The sequence below is a fragment of the Acinetobacter sp. YH16053 genome (assembly GCF_013417035.1).
Lineage (GTDB): Bacteria > Pseudomonadota > Gammaproteobacteria > Pseudomonadales > Moraxellaceae > Acinetobacter > Acinetobacter towneri.
Genome location: NZ_VPEP01000013.1, coordinates 41,547 through 68,119 on the forward strand (window position 1 = coordinate 41,547; position 26,573 = coordinate 68,119).

Here is a 26,573-nt window from a genome sequence, read left to right on the forward strand (position 1 = left end):
TATCATAATTTAGACTTTAGTAGATATGGCTAATCTTAAATGCATATCCTGCATACTATTTAGAAAATAAATAGTCATTGACACATTCTTACAGCAAATAACAAAAAACCGCCAATTTAGGCGGTTTTTTATACAATAAAGCAGATACTGCGTGTTATTATTTTTTTAGGTGATAAGTTGATGTCTGAAATGTCTCACTAGATTTCGCTAAAAGCTAAAACGTGAGTATAAAGAAAAGCGACCTTTGCCGCTTTAATTTCATGTTTTAATTTGTAGTTCGCGTGTAGTTTACAGTGAGTGTGGCTAGAGCATGAATTTCTAGCCAAAACATTACGGCAACATTGCTAAATAGGTAGAAGGGTTCTTACGTTGACCATCTTTCACTACTTCATAATGTAAGTGAGGACCTGTACAACGACCTGTACAACCCACGTTGGCAATATGTTCGCCTGCATCTACACGGTCACCCACACGTGCAATTAAACGTGAAGCGTGTGCGTAGCGCGTGATATAACCATTACCGTGGTTAATTTCTACATATTGACCATAACCTGTGCCCCAGCCTGACTTGGTCACAATACCTGGGCCAGTCGCATAAATTGGAGTACCGCTTGGTGCAGCAAGGTCTAAGCCTGAATGGTTTTCAGCACGACCACTCATGACACGACCGCCATAGTTCGAGCTAATACGTGCATTTGGTAATGGATGTGACACTAACCAAGCATAAGGATTTGAAGAAGCAAAACGGGTGCTGGTATTGGTACCGTATTTTTTTGCTAAAGACGCATTGTTTAATTCTGTAGTCTTTTCACGAAGCTTAACGGTCATCTGCGTTTGTGCAGGAACATCAATGTCTTGTGTTTCTGTATAAGAACCTTGTGACAAGGTGCGGGTTAATTGCTCAATACGATCAGTCGATGAATTTTGAGAATCTAACTCAACTAAATCAGCAAATGCGACAGATGCTGCCGAAGCTGCCAGTGAAAACGCTAATAAAATACGGCGCGAATGCATAAAAAAACCTCTTAACTGTTCTTACTTGAAGTTCCTTGTGATCTCTTCCTTGATATCTACTGAAAGGAGCGCATAAGATTAGGGCATAAACATGAAGGAATGATGTATGTCCGAACCTGTGAATCTCTTTCAACAAACAAGAAAACACATAAAAACAGGAAACCTAACGTTTCTCTCAACCCAAGTTGCTGCATGGCAGAAACTTGGCAAACTTATTCAACCTTTACTGCCGCAACCAGAGCAATGGCAGGTGGTTTGTTATCAACAAGGTGTCTTAACCATTACTGGAACGAATCAAGCGATGGTCAGTCAACTTGCTTATTTGCAAAAGCAATACATTACTCAACTGTCACAACTGCATGAACTGAAAGACATACAAAAAATTCAAGTTCGTTTAAGAGTTGAATCTCAAACGCCCCCAAAAAGCGAAAAGCCTTTAAGAACACTTAGTCCAGAAACTCAAGATATGTTACGAGGTGCTGCTGACTTTGTGAGCGACCCTAAGCTTAGCCAAGCTTTGTTACGTTTGGCAAGCAATAAAAAATAATTGTTTGCAGAAAACACCAAAAACTCGTGCTCAAATTTGTGATGAAATTCACATATTATTGTTGTTACATTATAACGTAGTAAGAAAAGACAATGACTTATGTCACATGCACAAAAGTGATCGGGCAAGAATTTATGTCATCAAATGTTACAATTTCATAACTGCTTGGATCGCTCTGAACATTGCGTAATAACTGATTATTTAAGGCATGTCCTGATTTATAACCATCAAACTTGGCAATAATTTGATGTCCAAGCAAGTACAAATCCCCCACAGCATCTAAAATTTTATGCCGTACAAACTCGTCCGAGAAGCGCAAACCTTCTTCATTAACCACGCCTGTATCATCTACCCCAATGGCATTATCTAAACTCGCACCCAAAGCCAAATTATTGGCTTTTAAATAGTCCAAATCTTTCATAAAGCCAAAAGTACGTGCGCCACTGACTTCATAGACAAAGGTTTCTGTAGAAAAATCGATGGTGGCAGACTGATATTCTTTTTTAAAGGCAGGATGATCAAAGTCGATGGTGAAATTGAGCTGAAAACCTTCATGCGGACTGAACACCGCACGTTTATCGTCAATTAAAGCTTCTACAGGTTTTAAAATTTTGATGAACTTTTTCGCAGCATCCTGTTCTTTTAAACCACCCTGCATCAACAAATAAATAAAAGGCCCTGCACTGCCGTCCATAATGGGCACTTCAGAGGCAGACACTTCAATAATCAAGTTATCAATGCCCAACCCTGCAATTGCACTCATAACATGCTCAATAGTGCCAACTTTGGCATTATCCTGAACCAAATTCGAGCACATAAATGCTTCTTGAATCAGCATGGCATCGGCTGGAATATCGACAGGCGGATTTAAATCGATACGACGAAACACAATTCCCCCATCGGCATGATGCGGCACAAAGTTGATCAATACTTTTTGACCACTGTGCAGACCAATACCGCTCGCCTTGACGACACGTTGTAGGGTACGTTGTTTCAGCATGTTCTCAATTCATCTAAATTTTAAAACCGCTATACGTTAGCATATTTAGCCATTGATAAAAAACAAAAAAGGCAGTTTAAAACTGCCTTTTCCCGATCACACAATGAAATTGAGGATCTTGGCTTATTTACGCTGCTGATTTTTCAAATAATCTTGAATACTCATTGGCGTTGGACGCGCAGAGCCTGATGTTGTTGTCGCACTAATTGCAGGCGCAGTTTCTGCCTGCTGACGCTGAATTGCAGGCACATCATCTTCTTCTACTGCCGCTGTTGGTGCTGCAGAAGTGGTTTGTGTCACGGTGCGTTTTGCAGGCTCTGGTGTATCGCCTGTGTTACGCGCTAAACCAGTAGCAATAACAGTCACGCTAATTTCGTCACGCGCTTCAGGATCAAATACCGTACCGTAGAATACTTGGGTTTGTTCGGTATCTGAAAGTTGATGAATCACGTCCATGATCTCTTCGATTTCACCGAAGGTCACATCATCACCACCCGTTACGTTAATCAACAAGCCTTTGGCATTGGCAATGGTTACGCTATCGAGCAATGGGCTACGAATCGCTTGTTCAGCCGCTTGACGCGCACGGTTTTCACCACGACCTGAACCAACACCCATCATCGCATAACCGCGCGTACTCATCGCAGTTTTCAAGTCAGCAAAGTCTAGGTTGATGTGACCTGGACGTACCACCAAATCAAAAATACTGCGTACACCGTTCAACAAAACGTCATCGGCTTTTTTATACGCATCTTTCATTGAAATGTCGCGGTAAACTTTCATTAAACGCTGGTTTGGAATAATGATTAAAGAGTCTACATGCTGTTCTAATGCCGCAATCCCTTTTTCCGCAGAAAGTAAGCGACGCTTACCCTCAAAGTTAAATGGCGTAGTCACCACACCAACAGTCAAAATGCCCATTTCTTTGGCAATTTCAGCCACAACTGGCGCAGCACCTGTACCTGTACCACCGCCCATCCCTGCAGTCACAAACACCATGTCTGTGCCTTCAAGTTGCTGACAGATCAGCTCGCGGCTTTCTTCCGCTGCAGTTTGACCCACTTGAGGATCACCGCCCGCGCCTAAACCACGTGTGCTTTGCTCACCTAACTGGATTTTGAATTGCGAATTCATGCGATCCAATGCTTGTTTGTCCGTATTGGCACAAACAAATTTTACACCCTGAATATCCGACTCAAGCATGTGCTGCACAGCGTTACCACCTGCACCACCCACACCAAACACAGTGAAACGGGCTTGACCGTTGCTATCGGTTTGATCATCTATAAATTCAAATGAGGCCATGACCTTTAGATTTCCTAATACGTTATTGGCAGTCACTTAAGCCCGTATACTGCCTTGATCTTCATAAAAATTATTTTTAAGAATGCTGTTCAACTTCTGGCTTGTCAAGTACCAGTGATGATCCGTACAACTTCCTAACAATATTCCCAAAAAACTCAACTAAAAAATAGATTTTAACTTTTCGTTCAAGCCAGACCATGCCCGTCCGACACGCCCCCAAACCGATAAGGTTTCAGGGTCTTCATGTTCTACAATCGTGTCTTGAGTATAGTTTTGACTATAAAGCAATAAGCCTGAAGCTGTTGCATATTGTGAACGGCGTAAGGCGGCCTGATGCGGTTCATCGGCATAAACTTGTGAAGGATGATTCCCCAAGTGTGCCGAAACACCCAACATACGACGTACCAAGCTGATCATGCCTTCAATTTGTGAGGCATCACCCGCCAAAACCACACCATGATATAAACCATGAATGGCACCGCTCTTTTCGAGTTCCTGACGAATTTGTGCAAAAATTTCTTCATAACGCGCAATAATAATTTCCGCCAGTTCAATACGGCTAATGGTTTGCGGCCCATCAATGCCCTGAATCTGAATCATGTGATCAGGTTTGACCACTTTCATATCTACACAGCCATACAATAGCTTAATCCGTTCAGCTTCTTCAGTTGTGGTTTGTAACACCGCTGCAATATCGCGGGTGACATGCTCACCACCACGCTGCAAAGTGTGTGCCAAGGCCAAACGTCCATCTAAATAAACTGCAATACTGGTCGTACCTGCGCCAATATCTACCAGACACACACCATATTCTTTTTCATCTTTAAGCAGACTGGCTTCTGCAGTGGCTAAATTTGACACCACCATTTTTTCGACACCAATATTGGCACCTTTTAAAGCACGGTCTAAATTCTGCATGGTGCTAATAGGCAACATCATCAATTGATAATGCCCCGTCATGCTATGTGCTGACATACGAATTGGGTTTTGTACCCATTCACCCGAATCATCTAAATCGAAACCGAGTGGTACTGCGCTCACCAAATAATGGTCTGAGGTGAGGTGACTGGCTTTGGCCAAGTCCAATGCGCGTACCACTTCACTGGTGGTAATGGTGTGATCACTACTTTCAATAGGTGTGCGACCTGAAGCATAAAAGCTTTTTAGTTCTGCACTAGGAATAGAAATCCATGCCGAATGCACACGGCATTCCGCCATATCTTCTGCTTCTTGCACGGCATTTTTAATTGCAGTAATCACTTTATCGAGACTGACAATTTTTCCTTTACTCATGCCTCGATTACGTGCGGTGGCCATACCAATGACTTGGATATTGTCTGGCGCATGGACCTTAGCAATCAAAACTGAAACTTTGTGCGTCCCAATGTCAATCGCAACAACCGAGGGAACAGCTTCACTCATTTATTCACTACCATTACCAGTATGTTTAATTTATGGCTTAATGCCTCTATTTTTTTAAAGCCCAATATTATGGCTTTGCTCTTATTCCCTCTGCAATGCTTGTGTCATCAATCGTTACAACAAAGTGACCATTTGCAATTTTTGGCGGAATTGAGTTTTTCCATTGAATGGCTAAACCATTGCGATAACGCAAATCGATGGCGGATATTTTAGACCATACAGGTTTCAAATCACTTTGTGCAAGATGCCCCAAGCGCTGCAGCTTACTCATGGTTTGATCTTTATCTACAATAACACGTAGACCTGAATCAAACTGCATAAACCACGTCATACGTTCTGTTAAATATAGTTCTTTTAAACGATCGTTGACGGGTAAGAATAATTGGTTAATTTCATTATAACGACGCATCATCATTTTAGATTGATGCGTTGGCCCGTGTAATAACGGTAAATGTTGATTATTTTGTGGCGTGACCTCGGTAAAGACTTCACCGCTGTCACTGAGCAAACGACCTGTCCCCCAACGTGCAATTGGATGACGCGGCATAACCCGCACACGAATAGCATTCGGCCACGCACGTGAAACCACCACTCGATCTACCCAAGACAACTCCAAAGCGGTATCGCGGATTTGCTCTAGGTCAGAGGTGAAATAGTTCTTGGTCATTACAGGGTTCACATGCGTCATCACTTGGCGGTGTTCCGCATCTGAACGTGTACCCACTACATCTAGCTTGGCAATTTGTGCATCGGTCATGACTTTGTATAGCCCGTACGCACCCACTGCCAACACGAGCACCGCAACGCACAGCATTACCCAACCGCCAAAATGAATCAGCTTTTCTTTGGCTGTTGGCGGTTTGTCATGAATCGAGGTAATCGCTGCCCGTTTACGGCGCAAGGATGCAGGAAGTTGAGCCATATTTAGTGTGCTTCACCTGTAAGGGTTTGTGCCAAAATTGCCACACACAGCTCATCAAAACTATAGCCGACTGCATTTGCCGCTTTCGGAACTAAAGAGTGGCTGGTCATTCCCGGCACGGTATTCACTTCCAATAGCCAGAAATTGCCGTTCTCATCTTGCATGGCATCAATACGACCCCAGCCACTTGCACCCACGGCTTGGAAGGCACGTAATGCCAAAGCTTGTAACTGTTGCTCTTCGGCAGTGCTTAAACCACACGGAATACCGTATTGCACATCATTACGTTGATATTTGGCTTCATAATCATAGAACGCCACATCTTTCGGTGGTTCTAAACGAATAATCGGTAAAGCCTGACCATTTAACAGCACGATGGTAAATTCACGTCCTGTAATCCATTTTTCAGCCATAACAATAGCGTCATGTGCAGTTGCTTTCGCTACAGCATCGGCAAAGTCTTCTACTTTTTCGACTTTGCTCATGCCAATACTTGAACCTTCATGTACAGGCTTGATGATGAGTGGTAAACCCAATTCGACAACCACGTCTTCAATATTGGAATCTTTGCTAACAATACGATATGGCGCAGTTGGCAAGTCAGAACCTTGCCAAATTTGCTTGGTCTTCACTTTGTCCATGCCAATGGCTGAACCTTGCACGCCCGTACCCGTGTATGGAATATTCAACCATTCCAAAACACCTTGAATTTGACCATCTTCACCACCGCGCCCGTGTAACACAATAAAGGCACGATCATAATTGACCAATTCGGTCACGCTACGTGTTTGTGGATCAAATGCTTCTGCATTGACCCCAGAACGTAGCAGTGCTTCGAGTACTGCTTGACCGCTGTCTAGAGAAACCTCACGCTCAGCAGATTTTCCACCCAATAACACGGCAACTTTGCCGAACTTTGAAGCATTTGACACGTTTATATCCTTAAACTTTAAACTGGTCGATCAAATTCAAACATCACAGGTTGTGATTATTTTAAATATAAATGGTTTTGTGCAAGCTCGATTGAAATCGCCCCCACATTACCTGCACCTTGGGTCAATAACAAGTCATTGGCCTGTAACACTTGTTTCACAATATTCGGTAGGTTGCCGTCATTTGGATCGACCAAAATTGGCTCAACCTGACCACGCAAACGAATACTGCGTGCCAAAGTACGGCTATCTGCGCCAACAATTGGTTTTTCACCCGCAGGATAAACATCGAGCAATAACAATTGATCGACTTGTGACAACACTTCCACAAAGTCATCAAAACAGTCACGGGTGCGACTAAAACGGTGTGGTTGGAACAACATCACCAAACGGCGATCAGGATGACTTTGACGCGCAGCTTTAATGGTGGCTTCCACTTCTTTCGGGTGATGTCCGTAGTCATCTACCAATTTCACATTGCCGTCTGCTACCTCAAACTCACCTTGTACTTGGAAACGACGACCGACACCGCTAAAGCCTTCTAAAGCACGGCAAATTGCACCATCAGAAACGCCTTCATCGGTGGCAATTCCAATTGCAGCCAAGGCATTCAATACGTTATGCAGCCCCGGTTGATTCACCGTCACGCGTAACGGTTCGCGGTCTTTACGCAGTACAGTAAAGTGTGTGCGCATGCCGTCTTGATCGACATCAATGGCACGAATATCGTTGTCTTCATTAAAACCATAGGTCAATACAGGGCGCCCGATACGCGGCATGATTTCACGAATATTGGCATCATCACCACACACCACAGCCAAACCGTAGAATGGCAGTTTGTGCAAAAATTGAATAAAGGTATCTTTTAAGGTATCGAAACTACCACCATAGGTGTCCATGTGGTCGGCATCAATATTGGTCACCACAGCCGCCATTGGCTCTAGGAATAAGAACGATGCATCAGATTCATCGGCTTCTGCCACGATATAACGGCTAGCACCCAATGCTGCATTGACCCCAGTACGGTTTAGCAAACCACCAATCACATAGGTTGGATCCATGTTTTCTTCGGCCAACATACAGGTGATTAAACTGGTAGTGGTGGTTTTACCATGTGTACCCGCGACTGCAATACCATGACGGTAACGCATCAACTCGCCCAGCATTTCAGCACGACGCACCACAGGAATACGGGTGTCAATTGCTGTTTTAATTTCTGGGTTTTCTGGGTCAATTGCAGTAGACACCACCAACACATTGGCGCCTTTAATATTCTCTGCCGCATGCCCAATATAAACCTTGATGCCATTTTCTTCTAATTGCGCTGTGGTTTTTGAAGCTTTGATGTCTGAACCCGACACTTTATAGCCTTGGTTTTTCAAGACTTCGGCAATACCACACATCCCCGCGCCACCAATACCCACAAAATGAATGTGTTTGATACGGCGCATTTCAGGCACTTTGATTAATTTTTTCGCTTGATCAGCGGGTGTAGATGGAGACATATTTTACTCGAACAATGCTTGAATAAGACGAACCACGTGTTGAGTTGCATCAGGCTGCGCCTGCTGACGGGCTTTGACCGCCATTTCAGACAACAATTGACGATTCATTAACGGGGTTAATAATGTTGTTAAACTTTCAGGTGTCATGCTAGCTTGCGGACAGATTTTTGCTGCACCAAGATCGGCTAAAAACTTGGCATTGGCAGTTTGGTGATCATCCACCGCACTAGGCAATGGTACAAATACTGCTGCAACACCTGCAGTCGCGACCTCGGTTACCGTGAGTGCGCCCGCACGACAAATAATTAAATCGGCATCACTATAGGCTTTGGCCATATCTTCAATAAAAGGCTGTACCTCAACCTGTAAATGGTCAGGCTTGTGTGCATAACGTGCCTGCGTCGCATCGGCATGGTTTTGCCCACATTGATGATAAACATCTAAAGCGACATTTAGTTGCTTTAACGCTTCAGGTACACATTCATTTAAGGCTTGTGCACCTAGTGAACCACCCACAATTAAAATACGAATTGGCAAGCCTGCTTTTTCACGTTCCTGATAGCGCCATGCAGGGCTTAAGGTCGCAGTGATTTCTTCACGAACAGGGTTGCCTGTGGTGACAATTTTGTTACTGTTTGGAAAGGTATTTGGGAAAGCCTGACACACGGTTTTTGCCACACGTGACAATTGAGTGTTGGTAAAACCCGCAACTGCATTTTGTTCGTGAATCAGCACAGGAATACCCAAAGCACGTGCTGCCAAGCCACCTGGCCCTGCCACATAACCACCAAAACCTGCAACAGCATCAACTTTTAATTGCTTCATGTAACGCACAGCACTGAGCGTTGCGCCTAAAATTTTAAATGGTGCAGCCAGTTTACGGATCAAACCGTTGCCACGTACACCTTGAATATTAATTTGGTAAATTGGGATATTATGATTTTTAAGCAGACGATTTTCCATGCCCGTTGGGGTCGCCAACCATGACACTTGAATCCCTTGTTGCTGTAATTGTTTTGCGACGGCCAAAGCGGGAAAAACATGTCCACCTGTACCTGCGGCCATCATCATGACATGTTTAGGCTGTTGTTGCTGTGCGTCAGTCACGGTTTAATTCTTCAACTCAAAATAAGGCAAATAAAAATCTTGTATAAGCTATCAATTGTAATCACAAACGCATGGGCTTGAAAGGTTATTTACTTTTTTTCACCAAGTGCTTGATTGTTTTTTTCTACAGATTTTCAAGTTTAAACTAGTTTTATTATTAATCTACGGAAAATGTTAAGTTTTATTCAATTTTACCTGCTTTGATTGATCTATTTTGCAAAGTGTTTAAGTTGTTTTTGTATCCACGTCTCTAAAAACAAGGCCGCTTTCAAATAGAAAACGGCTTTTGTATTGATACAGTGAGCATAAAGCCCAAACTTAGTTGGGACGACCTGCTTCAAGTACGGTAAATAAATCATCGGCAATGGATGTACCAAACTGTGCATCAATTTCACGAATACACGTTGGACTGGTCACGTTGATTTCAGTGACATAGTTGCCAATCACATCTAATCCGACAAAAACCAAGCCTTTTTCACGTAAAAATGGCCCGACTTTGGCGGCAATGGCTTTGTCATTTTCAGTCAATGGACGTGCTTCGCCTAAACCACCTGCAGCTAAGTTGCCACGCACTTCGCCATTTTGTGGAATTCGTGCCAAACAATAAGGCACAGGCTCACCATTAACCATGAGGATGCGTTTATCACCATCTACAATTTCTGGAATATAGCGCTGCGCCATGATTGGCTGAGTGCCGTTGTTGGTCAGAATTTCAATGGTTGAGCCAATATTGACCCCATCTTGGTACAAACGGAAAATTCCCATGCCGCCCATGCCATCGAGCGGTTTAACGATCACATCACCATGTTGCTGAATAAATTCACGAATCAGGCTTTGTTGTGAAGTGACCAATGTCGGAACTTGTAGTTCTGGGAATTGAGTCGCAAACAGCTTTTCATTACAGTCACGCAGGCTTTGCGGCTTGTTGATGATCCATGCGCCTTCGCGTTCAGCTTGCTCTAAAATATATGTGGTATAAACGAAATTCATGTCAAAAGGCGGGTCTTTACGCATGAGAATGACATCATAATCAGCTAAGGATTCTTTGCGTTTTTCGCCCAATTCGTAATAATGGTTATAATCTTCAAAGACTTTGAGCGATGCAATCAGACCAAATGCCTTGCCCTGATCAATATATAAGTCTTGCTGTAATGCATAGCCCAAGGTATGCCCACGACGGCTTGCCGCCCATAACATCGCCATGGTTGAGTCTTTTTTCAAATTGACACTTTCGATGGGATCCATCACAACAAGTACGCGCATATTTCGGTGCTCTTTTGAAGAATTGAATAAGCAAAAGTATAGCGGAGTTTGGCTTTGGTTTTGCTGCAATTTTCGTAACGCTTTATCCACGATCATCATGCACTTAGGAGTATGCGATGCAACAAGCGATTATTGGTTTTCATTTAGATGAAGAAAATGATTGGGTCGCAGATTTGGCCTGCGGTCACGGGCAGCATGTGCGGCATAATCCGCCGTGGCAAAACCGCCCGTGGGTAATCACAGAGCAAGGGCGCAAGGAAAAGTTGGGGGTGATGCTGGAGTGTAAGAAGTGTGAGGAGGAATTGGAGTGGGTTTTGGATAAGAGATTTTAGGTTAAAAAGATAATCAAACGACCCATGAAGCGGGGCTTTCGTATAACGACCACGATTATGTTAAATCGAAAATTTAAGTATATTTTCTTAGATGATAATTGTGCTGACACCGTCAAATTAAAGATAGTATGGGCGCCCCAAACTCATCTACAAGTTCAATATCAGCAGCTTTTAAACGATCTAATGGATTCCCTGTTTTTAAACACCATCCATCAGGCATTTTGTTTTTTAAGCCACATGTCTTGGAATCTAATTTTTTTTGCTCGTCATGAGTAATATAAGCTATGCCTAAATTTCGTTTGAGAATCGTTGATAATTCTTGATTTGATAATTGATCGGTTTTTATTAAACCCCATAAACCATTGAAAAGATAAGACATAGGTACGATGTGTTCTTTTCTTGCAGGAATAGAGCCCACAGGTAAATTTTGAAAAACAGGATTAGAGTATCCCTTAAAAATTAATTCATCTTCTGGATGAACTAATCTCTCTATAAATCTGGAGTGATATCCCCAAGACTTTTGAATATTAGCTTGAAATACCATTATATTTTTAAGGTGTTGAATGACAAGATCACAAGTATTATCTAAATACTGATTAATATATTCTTTATTTTTCATTGAAAGACATCGCTCATAATATTTTTAAGAATAAGCTATTCTAAAATCGACATCATACACCTTTAACACATCACGAAAATTATTCCACATAATTCAATCCACTGCATACAAAAAAAGCCCAAACCTACAGATCTGGGCTTTTTATAAACTTGTTACGTTCCGCGCTAAATTATTAATCAACGCTCAATATTATCATTAAAGAGAATTGATAAGACTTAAATCCCATACTTCACACGGTACGCTTCCATTTTCGCCAAGGCATCTTTTTCACCTTTAGCATCCAAATAATTCATTAAATCTTTCATGGTAATTAAAGCATGCACAGGAATTTCCAACTCTTTTTGCACTTCCTGAATAGCAGACAAATCGCCCTGACCTTTTTCTTGACGGTCTAAAGCCACCAATACGCCCGCAATTTGTGCGCCTGCATTTTTCAAAATAGTCACCACTTCACGAATAGCCGTACCCGCAGTAATCACATCATCAATAATCCAAACTTTTTTGCCCTCAACCGCAGCACCCACCAACACACCGCCTTCGCCATGATCTTTGGCTTCTTTACGGTTAAACCCCCACGGCACACTTACGCCATGATTTTGCGATAAAGCCACTGCTGTAGCTGCCACAAATGGAATACCTTTATAGGCAGGCCCGAAAATAACATCTACATTTTTGCATTGCATGAGTTGATCTGCATAGCCCGAAGCCAATAGCGATAAAGCTTCGCCATCATTCAACAAACCTGCGTTAAAAAAATAAGGACTCACACGACCCGATTTTAAAGTAAACTCACCAAATTTAAGCACACCACGTGATAAGGCGAGTTCGATAAAAGCTTGCGGGTTAAATTGAGCTGGCGATGTCATGAGGTGCTCCAAATTAATACATTGAGGTAAGACCTGAGCATGATACCAAAGAGTAGCTATCCGAGTGATCAAAAAATTCTTCGAGTGGTTTCAATTAACGTCAATGGGTTGCGTTCATCGGTAAGCAAAGGCTTACTCGAATGGTTGGAAAAGTCTGAAGCAGACGTGATTTGCATGCAGGAAAGCCGCATCACACACGCCCAATGGACCGATAAATTTAAGCCAGAAGGCTGGCACACGCATCTTTTCCCTGCAGAACGCGCAGGCTACGCAGGGACAGCTATTTATAGCCGTTTGCCGTTTGTTTCTGTGCAAAATGGTTTAGGCTTTGAATTGGCCGATTCTCAGGGTCGCTTTATCAGTGCTGAATTTGATGTAGGACTGGATCACCCAATTTACATCTGTTCACTGTATTTGCCTTCTGGCTCTTCAGGTGAAGAAGCCCAAATGCGGAAAGATCACTTTTTAGAAGAGTATCAAAAAATTCTAAAACAGTGGCGTGAAGACAATAAATCGATCATTGTCTGTGGCGATTACAACATCGTGCATAAGCGCATTGATATTAAAAACTGGTCGGGCAACCAAAAGTCTTCAGGTTGTTTGCCGCATGAACGTGCATGGTTAGATCATATTTACAATGATTTGGGCTATGTCGATACCTTCCGTGAAGTGCGCCATGAAGCGGAGCTGTATTCTTGGTGGTCAAATCGCGGGCAAGCCCGTGCCAAGAACGTTGGTTGGCGGATTGATTATCATGCTTGTTCACCCGACTGGAAAGCACGCACTGTCAATGCTTGGGTGTATAAAGAAGAATGGTTTAGTGACCATGCTCCCGTGATTATTGATTATAAGATTTAGGGTCTATTGACATTTCATAAATGGTTTGCGCTGTAGGCTAAAACTGAGCAGATCAGGCATGAAACGCAGGGAATAGTGGGTCTATTGCCAAGTTTCATAACGCAATCTGAGAAAGTTTTAGCCACAGCCTGAGCAAAAACAAGCACTGCTTTGTTTGCAGCGCAAGGCGCAGCGAAGGACGAGCATATTTTTTTGCTGCTATTGCGTTATGTGCCAGTCATTTAGAATGGCTAAATTTCCTGTCCCATGCCTTATATCAGCTAAAAATATGCGTCGTCGCAAACATAGACGAATTGTCAATAGTCCCTTATTCACACAAATTTCACAGCCTACACGAGTGAACAGTTGTTCACTCAACTGAGGTTCAATTCGCACATAATCTGTCGACTTTGTGTATTTATCTTCAAGTCGATTCAGCGCATTATTGCATCACGGCAAAGGGACAGTCAGGATGACACAAAAGGATTGGAAGCCGAAGGATGGAAAATAAACTAACTGGTTTTAGTTAGTTTCAAGGAAGTAACAATGGACGTTAAAATGAGACCCGCATAATCAGGATGATTAAATGCGGGTTTTCTCTTTTTATCATCTTATTTTCTGTTTTGCGCTGTTACTGTTGTTCTTCACTGTATTTTTTATTTTCACTAAAGTCTGTTCTTATCAAGTTTTTCATTTTTTTCTGTTTATGCGTCCCATTTTAGAGCGATCAAGTGTCAATTTGGTGACATCGGTATGACGTATTGATGACACATACCATTTAAACAGCCAATCATTGTTCACTGCAAGTTTCTAGCACTTAGCGCTGTTTTGGGCTAGGCTATAGCCAGTTTGATGATATTAACGTGAAAAAAATATGTTAAAAATTTATGGGATTAAAAACTGCAACTCTATGAAAAAAGCCTTCGATTTACTCAATGAATTGGGGCTAAGTTATGAGTTTCACGATTATAAAAAACAAGGGATCGATGCCGACACTGTCAAAAGTTGGTTAGATGCGCTTGGGCAAGATGTAGTACTGAATAAAAAAGGCACCACTTGGCGCAAACTCAGCGAAGCAGAACAGCAAGCTGCTTTGGCCAGTGAAGCCAACTTAATTGAAGCACTTTGCACTCACACCAGTTTAATTAAACGTCCTGTCTTAAAAACTGAATCAGGCTTTATTGCAGGTTTTGATGAAACGGCTTATCGTGCTTTAGGTTAAATTTAAAAAATACAAATATAAAAAACCTGCTCACATGGAGCAGGTTTTTTTATATCCTGTGCAATATGATTTCAACTGCACAGGTGGAATACATGCTTAGTTCGCACGAATCCATGTTTGGTTACGACCCAATGCCGCTACACCAATGAAACCACGCAATTCCAGTTTCTTACCACCATCGGCAAGTTTACCTTTTAGCTTGTAGGTTTTACCTGTTTGCGGGTCAAGAATTGAACCACCATCGTAGCTCGTGCCGCCTGTATTTTTCAGACCGCGAACAATGGTCAAACCTTTGAGTGATTTGTTGTGATACGGACCTTCACATTTTGTACAGGCATTTTCTTCACCAGGCGTTAAAATTGACTGAATGCTTGCGGTTAAAGTTCCATTTTTTTGCTCAGTAAATCTTACCGTGGCTTTGGGTTGTTTGGTTTTGTCGTCAATTGTTTTCCAAACTGTGCCGTTAAGCGGATCTGCAGCATTGGCCAAAGCGCTTAAACCTAACAGCCCGAATGCAAGTGCAATTTTTTTCATTGTTTTGTTTCCCTGGTCTACTATCAGACAACTTTATTATTAAAAAGTCACAACAAATTTGCAATTTTTGAATGTGACCGTTTAGTGTACCCTTGTAAATTATGTTGGTAAATACACAAATATCCGATCAAATAAAGAACAAGATGGAAAAATCATGAAGATTAACCCCATGTGGAAACAAATTATTACAGAGCAGTTTTTAAAAACCACCATTCGCAAACCAAGCCAATTTAATTTACCCCCCAATTCTGTACGTTTTGCACTAGAACAAATGTGCCGTTTATTTCCCATGCAAAAGTCGGTGCAGGTACGCGCGCTGCGTTTAGCAGGTCTGCATGCCGAAGAATTAAAACCACAGAATGCTGCAACACAGCTCATTTTTCATATTCATGGCGGGGCTTTTTTTCTGGGTTCGTTAAATACCCATCGAGCATTTTTGAGTCAAGTTGCGGCACGCACCCAAATGCAAGTGATTCATGTCGATTATCCGCTTGCACCTGAGCATCCTTTTCCACATGCTTTGGAAGCCGTGTTTGATGTCTATCAAAGTCTGTTGGCGCAAGGTATACACGCCAAAGATATTATTTTGTCAGGAGATTCTTGCGGTGCAAATTTAGCGTTGGCGCTAGCTTTAAAAATACGTGATGAGCAATTGCCGCAAGTGAGTGGCTTAATGCTGCTGTCACCATTTTTAGATTTAACCCTCACCAGTGAATCCTTGCGTTATAACAGCAAGCATGATGCCCTGCTGTCAATTGAAACGCTGGAAACAGGCATTGATTACTATGTACCGCCTGAACTTGATCGGGCAGACCCGCAAATTTCGCCATTGTTTGATGATTTACACGAATTACCACCAGTTTTAGTACAAATTGGCTCTAAAGAAATTTTGCTGGATGATGCAACACGTTTTAAAGAAAAAGCCGAACAGGCAGGCGTAGAAGTGCATTACAAACTCTACACGGGTATGTGGCACAATTTTCAAATGTTTTCACCGTGGTTTGAAGAAGCCAAACGTGCATTGGCAGATTTAGCAGAGTTTGCACATCGGCAAGATCAGAGCTAAGTTCAACCATAACAAGGCTTTGCTAACCAACCCTTTTAGCCGATCCATCTATATAAAAAAAGCTCAGCACCCTCAAGGCACTGAGCTTTTTTTATTGAAATAGTGGGTTAAATCGCCTGAATTTTTTGCATCGCATTGGCAACAGCTTGGTCTTTAAATTCCGACATACTCACCCCTTCAGCGCGAATAATTTCTACATCATTCACCCCTGTAAAGTTGAAGATGGTTTTCAAGAAATCTTCCTGAAAATCGGCAGGGCTGTTATCACCATACACACCGCCACGGCTACTGGCGATATAGGCTTTTTTCTCACCCGCCAAGCCTACAGGCCCTTGCTCGGTATATTTAAAGGTTTTACCTGCCACGCTGATGCGATCAATCCATGCTTTTAAAGTTGAAGTCAAACCAAAGTTATACATGGCTGCACCCACCACCACGACATCGGCATCAATATATTGTTGGATGATTTTTTCACCCAAAGCCGCTTGTTCTGCATCCTGCCCCATTAAAATTTCGGCAGTTAAGTGCGGAATCGGCTGTTGTGCCAAATCTAAATAATCGACCTGTGCATTGCTATTTTTTGCAGTCAATTGTTGCACAATCGCTTGGCTTAACTGACGTGAAACTGAGTTTTCACCTAAAATACTCGAGTCGATGTGTAAAATTTTCATGGGGATGTTCCAATCTTGTATTCATTTAATAACGCTATTTTAATCGTGCAGCGTAAATAGAATAATTGGGAAAACTAAGACACTATGTTTTATTTTTGGAACAAAAAAGACCACTTTACCGCACAAAAACTTCCGCAGTATTTTTCCTAATCCTGCTTTTTCCAAGTCATTTTGCTGGTTTTTGATAAGGCTCTAAATAATTGACCCACATTGCTTCTTGTGATGCGGCGTGTACCCAAGCGCGCATAGCAGGATGCTGCATCACCCGCTGCATATAGTGTTGGCTGTTGGCACTTACAGGCAAGACATAAGTCATAAAACGCGTCACCACAGGAGCATAAAACGCATCGGCAATGCTAAATTCACCACACAAGAAACCATCTGCTGCAGGACGTGCCGACCAAATGTGTTCAATGCGTGCCACATCCTGCCTTAAACCCGAATGTTCTTGCCATAATTTTGTACCCACTTCTGCTAAATTGGCGCCAATATTCATGCCACATAAACTGCGTAAATCGGTAAAACCACTGTGCATTTCTGCGCTGATGCTACGCGCCCAAGCGCGTTGCTGTACATCACGCGGCCAAAGTGTCTGTTCAGGATATTGCTCTGCCAAGTATTCACAAATGGCGAGAGAATCCCAAATCAACATGCCCTGATCTAACAAGGCAGGCACTTTACCATTGGGGTTAATTTCTAGGACACGTTGTTTAAAATCGCCCTCACCACGCTCGCATGGAAAGTTCAGTTGTATTTCTTCAAAAGCCAAATCAAACGCCTTCAGTACCAACCACGGGCGCATCGACCAGCTCGAATAATTTTTATTGGCAATATACAGCTGCATCATGGCGATGACTCCTGTGTGGTTTGAAGTTGCTGCAGTTGATTTAACAAGGTGCTTTCGTTAAACGCACCCGTTAAACGCAGACTGCGAATTTCTTGTTGTTGTGCATCCAAAAATAAAAAGGTAGGTGGCCCTAAAATTTCCCATTTATTCAGCAAAGCTTGATGACTGGCATCGTAATGGCTTAAATCGAGTTTAATTAAATAAAATTCTGCAAGTGCCTGTTTTACAGTGGAAGATGTCAATACCTGTTGCTCAATCGGACGGCACGCCACACACCAATCGGCATAGACATCTATAATCATGCGCTGATTTTTCGGAGCTTGGGCAAGTAACTGTTGTAATTCCGTTGCAGTCGTTGCACGGTGCCATTCTAAAACCGCATCGTTTTCCTGCTGCCAAAAACGCTGGCTGTGTTGATATTGGTTATAAATCAGATACGGCACCACCACCAATAACGCACTCAGATAAATCGCCCGCAGCGTACCATGATAGCCACTCAAACGATGCAGCACATAGCTGACAAAACCCACTCCAAGTGCCAAACTAAGCCATTGCATCCATGCTTCACCCAATAACGGACGAATAAAATACAATGCCAATGCCAACATAATAAAGGCAAACAGCACTTTGACTTGATGCATCCACAAACCTGCTCGCGGCAATACTTTTGCCCCAAGCACACTGGCCAACAATAACGGCGTACCCATGCCAAAACCGAGTGTAAATAGTAGTAACGCACCCTGTATCTGACTTTGGGTTTGGGAAATAAACAATAATGCCCCTGCTAACGGCGCAGTCATACACGGCCCAACCAACAAGGCAGATAACATGCCCATTAGCGCAGCACCAGCTAAATTACCGCCCTTTTGCATAGATTGCGCCTGATCGAGTCGATTGACCCAAGCACGTGGTAACTTGATTTCAAACAAACCAAATAGGTTTAAAGCAAACAGCACAAATAACAGGCTAAAGGCAATTAAGGTTGCAGGCTGCTGCAACCAACGCTGAAAATTCAAACCTGCTGATGACGCAATTAATCCCAACAGCGCATAGACCATGGCCATACTGCAGACAAAGACCAGTGCAATCATCCATGCTTTGATGCCTTTGTGTTCACGTACCAATAGGGAGGTCAAAATGGGCAACATCGGCAAAGAACACGGGGTAAAAGCCAGCAGCAGCCCCAATCCAAAAAATAATAGCAAGCCATAGGCCAACGAGCTTTGTGCCAGTTTTTCAGACCACTGCTGATCTTGTGCCGTTATAGGTTGTGCAGCTTCAGGGCTTGTCTGCAAATCAGTTGGAGAATTGGCAGGTGCAGTTGAAAATCCTTCACGAGTGGAACTACTTTGCCCAGCCCAAATACTTTTTTGTGATGCACTTTGATTTTCTAAAATGACCAAACCTGTGTTATCGGTCTGGAATTCTATACGCTGCGGTGGATAACAAATCCGATCTTGGGCGCACCCTTGCCAAGTCACTTGATAGTGCTGCGCAGCTTGGGTGGGAATTTTAAAACTGACTTGTTGATAATAAACCTGAGTATGTCCATAGTTTTCATCATAAACATCTTCTGCGGGAGGCAACTCTAAAGCCAGTATTTGCTGTCCATGCTCAACCTTAAATTGATGCTGATACAAATAATACTGTTCAGGCATGTTCCAGCGCAGTTCGGCTTGTTGGGGATTGACCGATTCAACGCTAAACTGAAAGGCTTGTTCGGGTGGGAGTAAAGGTGCTTCTGCGTGTAGGCTTAGCGAACACAATAAAAGTAGACTTGCGAGCAGACAAGATAAGCCCCTATTCATATAGCGAAAAATATCAGCCATTAGATCAACAGCAGCTTGCCAAAAGGTCTGAAATAAGGACTGCTTCATGTTCTGCTCGCCTCGGCATGAACTTTATTAGGATGAAAACGAATCTGCAGCAAGCTTGATGAGTTTAGCCTGCTGCAACATACAACGTATTTTAAAGCTTTAAATGGTTTAAATGGCTTAGAACAAGAACGCCATACCTAAACCTGCATGGTAACTTTTATCTGCACCGTCTAAATCTACACCGACACTGGCATCCAGCTGAGTGCGTTCATTCAGTGCGTAAATCACCCCCGAAGTTAAGCCATATTCATTGTCCTGACTTTCTGCTTTACGATAGACCAATTCTGAAAAACCTGACCATTGATCGCTTAAACGATACTGAATATTGGGAATTGCTGTAACCGCCCAATCGCTATTTTGTACATCGTAACGCATGTTGATGCCTGTTTTTAACAGCTCACTGTATTGATAGCTGATTGCCGTACCCAAGCTATAAATATCATCTTCTTCGCTAAAGCCATCATTGCCTGTGGCAATTAGCGCTTGCAACAACACGGCCATAGAAAGTTTGTCATCATTTAAGTCAATGGCTTGTTTCAAACCAATGCTGACATCGCCCAAACCATCTTCTTCAACCGATTGACCTGCGGTTTTGCTTTTACTCCATGCAGGACCTTGCCAGCCCAGCTGTAACTCTAAATCTTGCGCCAAACCTGTACGTAACAGCATGTCAGCATTAAGGCGAGTGGTTTTAACTTTTTCGCCCGAAGTATCGTTACTTTCTTGATAACTTGCACTTGGCAAAGCTTGTTCCCAAGCCAACTTCCCTACAGGTGTAATACCCGTACTCACTCCTGCACCAGGACGATCAAACTCAAAATCTGCCGCGCTCACCTGCATGCTGATGCCTGCCGCCACGATTAACCCAACTGTTTTTAATACTGACATATTTTTATCTCTGCTCTTAGGCCAATTCTTTGCTCATTTTTGCGCCATAACGACGCAACAATTCTAAAGTCTGCTGTTCTTCTAGCAAAGCATCCGACCACTGAATTTCATCAAAATCACAATCAAACAATAAATCACTAATCGAAGATAAAATGGTTAAACCATCTTCATCTTTGCTGTTTGGATCGACTTTTTCATCCAATAAACGCTGCACTGCAGGAACACATGCTGCAGAAGCTGCATCCCACAATGGGCCGTAAATTTCTTCGGCATCCCATAAGTGCAAATTCACTTTGGCTTGAATCAATGCCTCTAAAATATCTAAATGCACTTGCAAATCTTGCTGTTTTTGCTGCTCTGTGAGTGGCTGACCTGCTTCGTATGCTTCGCAGACTTTTTCCCACCATTGAAATAAACCATCTGACCAGACTGAAATCACAGGGCCTTTTTCGGCATCCATAAAGTTAGGGTCTAAACCGTCTGCCAATAGGCGTTGCACTTGGGCAAGGTCTAATTCTTCTATTGCTTGCACCAAGACTTGTTGTTGCGCAGTTAACATGCAGAGAGCTCTCTTATTCAATGTTTAATTTAGAACTATTATGCCCAATAAAGCGACATTTGTATGAGATAAATGTCAGCAAATCGTGAATTTAGTGCATTGGCTACATGCAAACACAAAAAAGCCCCGCAAAATTTGCGAGGCTCTTGGAATCTGTCTGATCCTTATTCGTCGTCGCCACCAACATCTGTATCTACAAATTCTGGGCGAGCACCACGAGGATTTTCATTTTTCTCAAACGCATGTTCTAGGCTGCGTTTTAAACGGTCAATCGCACCGTGAATGGCTGTATCAATATTATGACCACGATGATTCACAACCACTGGTTTTAGACCTGCTGGACGTGCTTCAATCATACAACGAATATCGTCATCACCGCCTTTTTCACCATTTTCATCACTAAAATGCACTGAAAAATGGGTAATACGCTCACTGTGGCGTTGGAATTCATTATTCAGTTCTTCACGAACGTAACTAATTAATCGATCACTGTTTTGAATGTTTTTATCGGTACGGATTTCAATGTTCATGATTTCATCCTCTTGCGTTCGTTATTTCTGAATCTTGTTGTGCCAAAATCTTACACATAATTTTATATATATGTTTTGGCGTGTTTATAATGTGCTGTTTTTACAGCATAAAGTACATCTTCAACTTAGTTTGGAATCACTTCCTCCTACGTGAATGATGAACACTTTTAATTCTGCAGAACCGTGTCCCTATACCTTGAATATCGGGCCTATCTGAAAAATATGCAAGCAATATTTATAGAAAAGCAGCAAAAGAATAACCCTTTTATCACCAATTCCAGCTTAGATGCTCAATAAGCGATCAATTTGGATAGCACCATGTTGTTCAATCTATTGCCAATAAGAAACTTGATGCTTTTAAAGGGTTTAGTTACATCTGCAATATTCGCCTTTGCATTTTGACCATTGGTTTTAAATCGTTTAAAAAACACTCAACCCAAAAACTGATAAAAAACACCCCAAAATGACCCGTCAATAATCGAATTTTGCTTTATTTTTGCTAAAGAATCTGTATCCTTGAAACGCTTTTATTGGGGTCTATTTTTATGAAACTTACACATATTGCTGCGCTGTGCGCAATCTCCACTGCTGCAACTTTTACGCAAGCTGCACCGATTTGGCAAGATTTTAGCGTGACAGGTTTATACGGTGAAAATTACAAATCACCTTTTTTAACTGGCGATCAAGAGATTGAACAAAGCACTGTAACTTTTGAATACGCTGCTGGTTTTAAATATGGTGATTTTTTTGCCTTTGCTGACCGTTCAAACAATGATGTAGATGGCAATGACACTTACTTTGAAGTATCACCACGCTTAAGCTTAGGCGCTGTTTCTGGTCAAAAACTTGCCTTTGGTCCAATTAAAGATGTTTTAATTGCAACCACTTGGGAAGGTGGCGAAGGCTTTAACAATTACCTATACGGTATTGGTTTTGATCTTGAGCTTCCATATTTCAAATATGCGCAATTGAACTTCTACAAAGCAGATAATGATAAAGATATCTCTCAAGATGATTATCAAATGACGTTTGCTTACGGTCTTCCATTTAAAGTCGGTGCTGAAGACTTTTTAGTAGATGGTTTCCTTGATTGGTCTACTGCAGAAGATGACCACGCTAGCGAACTCAACTGGACTACACAATATAAATGGAATGCAGGCAAACACATTTCGCCAAATACACGTTTATATGTCGGTATCGAACACTCTGTTTGGAACAACAAATACGGTAATAAATCAGGCATCAATCAAAACGATGTCAGCGCATTGGTCAAATACCACTTCTAAGCTGTATTTTTCTCTGTTCAAAAAAGCAAGACTTCGGTCTTGCTTTTTTATTGGTCATTAAAATAGTTTCCAATAAATATGCATTGCTTATAACCACGCAACCCATTTGTACTTAGCTCAAAACTCCGCTACATTGAGTTAAATTTCAAATAAAAAGCACTGTGAAGCCCACATGCAAAAAACCGATTTCATTATTCTGCTGTTTTGTGCGATTGCTGCAATTTTGCATGGCATGAGCGGTTTTGGTTTTCCTATGCTCAGTACGGCTGCGGTGGCGATGTTATATCCACTCAGTACTGCGGTTGCTTTGGTTCTGATTCCCTGTTTGCTTCTCAATATCTACATGCTGCGGGGCGATGCCACACAATCTATATTCAGCAGTTTATATGGCTACTGCAAAAAATATTGGGGTTTAATCTTCAGTGCGTTAATTGGCAGCTATTTAGGCGTCAGTTTGCTGCTGATTCTAAATGAAGGCTATTTAAAATTTGCGATGGGGACACTGATTCTGCTTTACGTGGCCGATCAGTTTAGAACCCGCCCCTTACAAATTTCAGCCTCACTGAAAAATATGCTGATTTTTGGTTTTCTAGCAGGTGTGATTGGTGGAGCCACCAATGCCATGGCACCGTTTTTAATGATGTATTTGCTCAGCACCCAACACAGTAAAACCGATATTGTGGTGATTAGTAATCTTAATTTTATTGTCTCTAAACTCATTCAACTGGCAGTGTTATATCCAGTAATTCAACAATTTAGCAGCACACAATTTAAGGTTTTGGCACTGATTTGCCTAATTTCTGTGGCAATGGTTTATGTGGGCAGTCTGATTCGTAAAAATATTTCTCAGGCTGTATTTAAGTACATTGTATTTACTTTACTTGGTTTTATGGCTATTTACGCAATTGCTCAAGGATTATCCATCATCACAAAACAGCCTGCATTGTTGATATAAATCAATAAAATGAACATAACAAATGGAAAATTATTTAGATTTTTTTTGGCTTAAATAATTTTTTACACCTATAATTAAGACTAGCTTAAAAAACAGTCTATTCAGACTGCTTCGGTCGTTTGCATCGACCAATCTTCCAACTTTTCCTTTTATTCCATTTTTACGGAGCGAACTTCTATGGAAAATAACCATATAGAAGTGCCAGCCAGTATTAAGCGAAAAGAACTGATCAAGACTTGGGCCATTGTTATTCTTGCGACCCTGCTCTCTTTCGGTTTGTATAACGTCTTACCCTATGATGAAAACGCCAATAAGGGTCTAAGTCTGTTGCTTTTTATTGGTATTTTATGGCTCACCGAAGCGGTACACATTACCATTACAGCACTGTTAGTACCTGTGCTTGCTGTGGCTTTAGGTATGCCACTTGAAAATGCCAGCAAAGAACTTGTACCAATTTCAACCAAGCAAGCATTAGCAACTTTTGCAGACCCTGTCATTTTCTTATTCTTTGGTGGTTTTGCCTTAGCAACTGCGCTGCATATCCAAAAACTGGATCGTAAAATTGCGATGTGGATTATTTCCATGTCGGGCGGTCACTTGGGGATTTCGGTTTTATCTATTTTTGCGGTCACTGCTGCACTGTCAATGTGGATTTCCAACACCGCGACTGCAGCGATGATGTTACCACTGGCATTGGGCTTGTTGTCACACCTCGATGCCACTAAAGAACGTAAAACCTTCATTTTCATTTTATTGGGGATTGCCTACTCTGCCAGTTTAGGTGGTTTGGGTACTTTGGTCGGCTCTCCGCCAAACGCCATTGCAGCCAAAGCTTTAGACTATGACTTTGCTGACTGGATGAAAATTGGTCTACCAATGGTGCTGATTTTACTGCCAGCCATGTTGGTCAGCTTATATTTGGTATTGCGTCCAAATTTAAACCAGAAAATTCGTTTTGAAACTGAAGTCATTCCATGGACCAAAACCCGTGTTGCAACGATGATTTTATTCGCATGTACTGCAGTGGCATGGATTTTTGGTAAAAAACTTAGCGAAACCTTCGGCATTAGCCAACCCGATACATGGACTGCATTAGCTGCTGCATGTTTGGTGGTCATGCTAGGTACTGCCTCATGGAGGCAAGTGGCTGAAAATACCGATTGGGGCGTGTTATTACTGTTCGGTGGTGGTCTAACCCTCAGTGCAATCTTAAAAGATTCAGGTGCATCTTTGGTGTTGGGTCAAACCCTTGCCAATACCTTTGGGGATACCTCTCCATTGGTGGTGATTTTTGCGGTGACCATTTTCATTATTTTCTTAACCGAATTTACCAGTAACACCGCTTCTGCTGCATTATTGGTCCCTGTATTTGCTGCAATTGCAGACCAAATGGGTATTCCAAAAGAAATTTTAGTGGTGATTATTGGTATTGGTGCATCGTGTGCCTTTATGTTACCTGTGGCAACGCCACCAAATGCGATTGTATTTGGTACAGGTCAAATTAAACAAAGTGAAATGATGAGTGTGGGCATGGTGTTGAACGTCATGTGCGTATTTATTATTTCATTATTTGTATATTGGTTCTTTAGTTAAGGATCAATAAAAAATGGAGCACAAGATGCTCCATTTTTTTCGCCTCAATTTTAGAATATTTTTAATCATCAAATCATTACCTAAATAAATTCGCTATACTCAGGACATAATAATTTAGACACAATGAGGAGGGTTAAATGGCTAAGTTTTTAAATACGAGCGCGACCAATTTTTTCTTAGAAGAACTGATAAAAAATGCCAAAGAAAGATTAATTTTAATTAGCCCATATTTACGTTTAAATGACCGTATTAAAGAGTTACTTGAAGATAAAGATCGACTCAAAATTGATATTCGAATCGTTTATGGAAAAAGTGATTTACATCCTGATGAAATAAAATGGATGCAAAAACTTGATTTTGTTCGGCTCAGTTTTTGTAAAAACTTACATGCTAAATGCTATCTCAATGAATCTGAATGTATTATTTCTAGTCTAAATCTTTATGAATTTAGCCAAATTAATAATAACGAAATGGGCATTTTGATTCGCAAATATGAAGATCAAGATGTCTTTAAAGATGCTTATGAAGAAGCGCAACGTATTATTCGTATTAGTGATGAAGTTAGAATTAGTTTAGATGAAGTGAAAGCCGAACCAACAAATGAATCTGTTGAAGAAACCAATGACAATAATGTTGGTAAATTAACATCATCTAAACTTGCAGCAAAACATAAAATGAAAACCAATGAATTGTTGGCTCATTTTACCGAAAAAGGCTTATTAAATATCAATGATGCTGGAAAGCACATAAGTTGACAAGAATAACTAATCATGCGAAAAAGTTTTTTTAGTTAACAGATGTTCACACATGCCTCGAATTGTTTCTGTACCACTTAGTTTAGAACAGCGAGAACGACTCATTTTTCTGGCCAAGC

Annotated in this window: 26 protein-coding genes and 2 pseudogenes; 10 read left to right on the plus strand and 18 right to left on the minus strand. The window is 41.7% G+C overall.

Annotation, left to right across the window (positions count from 1 at the left end; all coding sequences use genetic code 11):
- Positions 1-330 precede the first annotated feature (330 nt).
- On the minus strand, positions 331-1,014 hold the full coding sequence (locus FTV43_RS10350) for a M23 family metallopeptidase (protein ID WP_004974246.1): 684 nt from the start codon (positions 1,012-1,014) through the stop codon (positions 331-333).
- 106 nt (positions 1,015-1,120) lie between these two features.
- Between FTV43_RS10350 and FTV43_RS10355 the strand changes: the two genes are divergently transcribed.
- On the plus strand, positions 1,121-1,561 hold the full coding sequence (locus FTV43_RS10355; protein WP_004974242.1) for a DciA family protein: 441 nt from the start codon (positions 1,121-1,123) through the stop codon (positions 1,559-1,561).
- A 97-nt stretch (positions 1,562-1,658) separates the two neighbouring features.
- Here the strand turns inward: FTV43_RS10355 and lpxC are convergent, their stop codons facing one another.
- The 8 genes from lpxC to gshB all read right to left on the minus strand — a co-directional run bounded on the left by lpxC (position 1,659) and on the right by gshB (position 11,017).
- A complete protein-coding gene (lpxC, locus tag FTV43_RS10360; protein ID WP_004974240.1) occupies positions 1,659-2,561 on the minus strand; it encodes a UDP-3-O-acyl-N-acetylglucosamine deacetylase in 903 nt (300 codons plus the stop codon).
- Between the two features lie 123 nt (positions 2,562-2,684).
- Positions 2,685-3,866, minus strand: a complete 1,182-nt coding sequence (gene ftsZ, locus FTV43_RS10365; RefSeq protein ID WP_004974238.1) for a cell division protein FtsZ — start codon at positions 3,864-3,866, stop codon at positions 2,685-2,687.
- Between the two features lie 159 nt (positions 3,867-4,025).
- The gene (gene ftsA, locus FTV43_RS10370) at positions 4,026-5,288 is read right to left on the minus strand and encodes a cell division protein FtsA (RefSeq protein ID WP_004974236.1); all 1,263 of its coding nucleotides are present in this window, start codon (positions 5,286-5,288) and stop codon (positions 4,026-4,028) included.
- A gap of 67 nt (positions 5,289-5,355) precedes the next feature.
- Positions 5,356-6,210, minus strand: coding sequence for a cell division protein FtsQ/DivIB (locus FTV43_RS10375; protein WP_004974235.1), 855 nt, complete (start codon positions 6,208-6,210; stop codon positions 5,356-5,358).
- Positions 6,211-6,212: 2 nt separating this feature from the next.
- Positions 6,213-7,142, minus strand: coding sequence for a D-alanine--D-alanine ligase (locus FTV43_RS10380; RefSeq protein ID WP_104852724.1), 930 nt, complete (start codon positions 7,140-7,142; stop codon positions 6,213-6,215).
- A 56-nt stretch (positions 7,143-7,198) separates the two neighbouring features.
- Complete coding sequence (murC, locus tag FTV43_RS10385; RefSeq protein ID WP_179990852.1) at positions 7,199-8,647, minus strand: UDP-N-acetylmuramate--L-alanine ligase; 1,449 nt, start codon at positions 8,645-8,647, stop codon at positions 7,199-7,201.
- 3 nt (positions 8,648-8,650) lie between these two features.
- Positions 8,651-9,754 (minus strand): undecaprenyldiphospho-muramoylpentapeptide beta-N-acetylglucosaminyltransferase, encoded by a 1,104-nt coding sequence (murG, locus tag FTV43_RS10390; protein WP_104852726.1) that lies wholly within the window; start codon positions 9,752-9,754, stop codon positions 8,651-8,653.
- Positions 9,755-10,072: 318 nt separating this feature from the next.
- Positions 10,073-11,017 (minus strand): glutathione synthase, encoded by a 945-nt coding sequence (gshB, locus tag FTV43_RS10395; RefSeq protein ID WP_004974228.1) that lies wholly within the window; start codon positions 11,015-11,017, stop codon positions 10,073-10,075.
- A 116-nt stretch (positions 11,018-11,133) separates the two neighbouring features.
- Between gshB and FTV43_RS10400 the strand changes: the two genes are divergently transcribed.
- The gene (locus FTV43_RS10400; protein WP_096901642.1) at positions 11,134-11,349 is read left to right on the plus strand and encodes a DUF3565 domain-containing protein; all 216 of its coding nucleotides are present in this window, start codon (positions 11,134-11,136) and stop codon (positions 11,347-11,349) included.
- Between the two features lie 112 nt (positions 11,350-11,461).
- On the opposite strand, the gene FTV43_RS10405 is transcribed toward FTV43_RS10400, so the two are convergent.
- Both FTV43_RS10405 and pyrE read right to left on the minus strand, forming a co-directional pair.
- Entirely contained in the window at positions 11,462-11,968 is a 507-nt protein-coding gene (locus tag FTV43_RS10405; RefSeq protein WP_179995429.1) for a hypothetical protein, read from the minus strand.
- A 215-nt stretch (positions 11,969-12,183) separates the two neighbouring features.
- Complete coding sequence (gene pyrE, locus FTV43_RS10410; RefSeq protein WP_096901637.1) at positions 12,184-12,834, minus strand: orotate phosphoribosyltransferase; 651 nt, start codon at positions 12,832-12,834, stop codon at positions 12,184-12,186.
- A 39-nt stretch (positions 12,835-12,873) separates the two neighbouring features.
- Between pyrE and FTV43_RS10415 the strand changes: the two genes are divergently transcribed.
- Both FTV43_RS10415 and FTV43_RS10420 read left to right on the plus strand, forming a co-directional pair.
- Positions 12,874-13,692: an exodeoxyribonuclease III gene (locus tag FTV43_RS10415; RefSeq protein WP_096901635.1), complete on the plus strand. Its 819-nt coding sequence runs from the start codon at positions 12,874-12,876 to the stop codon at positions 13,690-13,692.
- Between the two features lie 853 nt (positions 13,693-14,545).
- On the plus strand, positions 14,546-14,893 hold the full coding sequence (locus tag FTV43_RS10420) for a Spx/MgsR family RNA polymerase-binding regulatory protein (RefSeq protein WP_179995430.1): 348 nt from the start codon (positions 14,546-14,548) through the stop codon (positions 14,891-14,893).
- Positions 14,894-14,989: 96 nt separating this feature from the next.
- Here FTV43_RS10420 and FTV43_RS10425 read toward each other — a convergent pair whose 3' ends face one another.
- A complete protein-coding gene (locus FTV43_RS10425; protein ID WP_004974208.1) occupies positions 14,990-15,427 on the minus strand; it encodes a DUF2147 domain-containing protein in 438 nt (145 codons plus the stop codon).
- A gap of 154 nt (positions 15,428-15,581) precedes the next feature.
- On the opposite strand from FTV43_RS10425, the gene FTV43_RS10430 reads away from it, so the two are divergent.
- Positions 15,582-16,493, plus strand: a complete 912-nt coding sequence (locus tag FTV43_RS10430) for an alpha/beta hydrolase (RefSeq protein WP_004974206.1) — start codon at positions 15,582-15,584, stop codon at positions 16,491-16,493.
- Positions 16,494-16,600: 107 nt separating this feature from the next.
- Here the strand turns inward: FTV43_RS10430 and FTV43_RS10435 are convergent, their stop codons facing one another.
- The 6 genes from FTV43_RS10435 to FTV43_RS10460 all read right to left on the minus strand — a co-directional run bounded on the left by FTV43_RS10435 (position 16,601) and on the right by FTV43_RS10460 (position 21,865).
- Positions 16,601-17,164 carry an FMN-dependent NADH-azoreductase gene (locus FTV43_RS10435; RefSeq protein ID WP_004974205.1) on the minus strand — a complete coding sequence of 188 codons (564 nt, stop codon included), beginning with the start codon at positions 17,162-17,164 and terminating at the stop codon, positions 16,601-16,603.
- A gap of 166 nt (positions 17,165-17,330) precedes the next feature.
- Positions 17,331-18,011, minus strand: coding sequence for a glutathione S-transferase family protein (locus FTV43_RS10440; RefSeq protein WP_179995431.1), 681 nt, complete (start codon positions 18,009-18,011; stop codon positions 17,331-17,333).
- Complete coding sequence (gene dsbD, locus FTV43_RS10445) at positions 18,008-19,840, minus strand: protein-disulfide reductase DsbD (RefSeq protein WP_179995435.1); 1,833 nt, start codon at positions 19,838-19,840, stop codon at positions 18,008-18,010. The genes FTV43_RS10440 and dsbD overlap by 4 nt, the downstream gene beginning before the upstream one ends.
- Before the next feature lie 165 nt (positions 19,841-20,005).
- Complete coding sequence (locus FTV43_RS10450) at positions 20,006-20,776, minus strand: transporter (protein ID WP_179995432.1); 771 nt, start codon at positions 20,774-20,776, stop codon at positions 20,006-20,008.
- Between the two features lie 16 nt (positions 20,777-20,792).
- Positions 20,793-21,335, minus strand: a complete 543-nt coding sequence (locus FTV43_RS10455; protein ID WP_004974192.1) for an ankyrin repeat domain-containing protein — start codon at positions 21,333-21,335, stop codon at positions 20,793-20,795.
- A 164-nt stretch (positions 21,336-21,499) separates the two neighbouring features.
- On the minus strand, positions 21,500-21,865 hold the full coding sequence (locus FTV43_RS10460) for an HPF/RaiA family ribosome-associated protein (protein ID WP_004974190.1): 366 nt from the start codon (positions 21,863-21,865) through the stop codon (positions 21,500-21,502).
- A 545-nt stretch (positions 21,866-22,410) separates the two neighbouring features.
- On the opposite strand from FTV43_RS10460, the gene FTV43_RS10465 reads away from it, so the two are divergent.
- From FTV43_RS10465 to FTV43_RS16175, 5 genes and pseudogenes are all read left to right on the plus strand, one after another.
- Positions 22,411-23,151 carry an outer membrane protein OmpK gene (locus FTV43_RS10465; RefSeq protein ID WP_070155832.1) on the plus strand — a complete coding sequence of 247 codons (741 nt, stop codon included), beginning with the start codon at positions 22,411-22,413 and terminating at the stop codon, positions 23,149-23,151.
- 172 nt (positions 23,152-23,323) lie between these two features.
- Positions 23,324-24,106, plus strand: a complete 783-nt coding sequence (locus tag FTV43_RS10470) for a sulfite exporter TauE/SafE family protein (protein WP_179995433.1) — start codon at positions 23,324-23,326, stop codon at positions 24,104-24,106.
- Positions 24,107-24,283: 177 nt separating this feature from the next.
- Positions 24,284-25,699, plus strand: coding sequence for a DASS family sodium-coupled anion symporter (locus FTV43_RS10475; protein WP_136144361.1), 1,416 nt, complete (start codon positions 24,284-24,286; stop codon positions 25,697-25,699).
- A 137-nt stretch (positions 25,700-25,836) separates the two neighbouring features.
- Positions 25,837-26,445, plus strand: a pseudogene (locus FTV43_RS10480) (phospholipase D family protein); the annotation flags it as partial.
- Positions 26,446-26,506: 61 nt separating this feature from the next.
- Positions 26,507-26,573, plus strand: a pseudogene (locus FTV43_RS16175) (helix-turn-helix domain-containing protein); the annotation flags it as partial.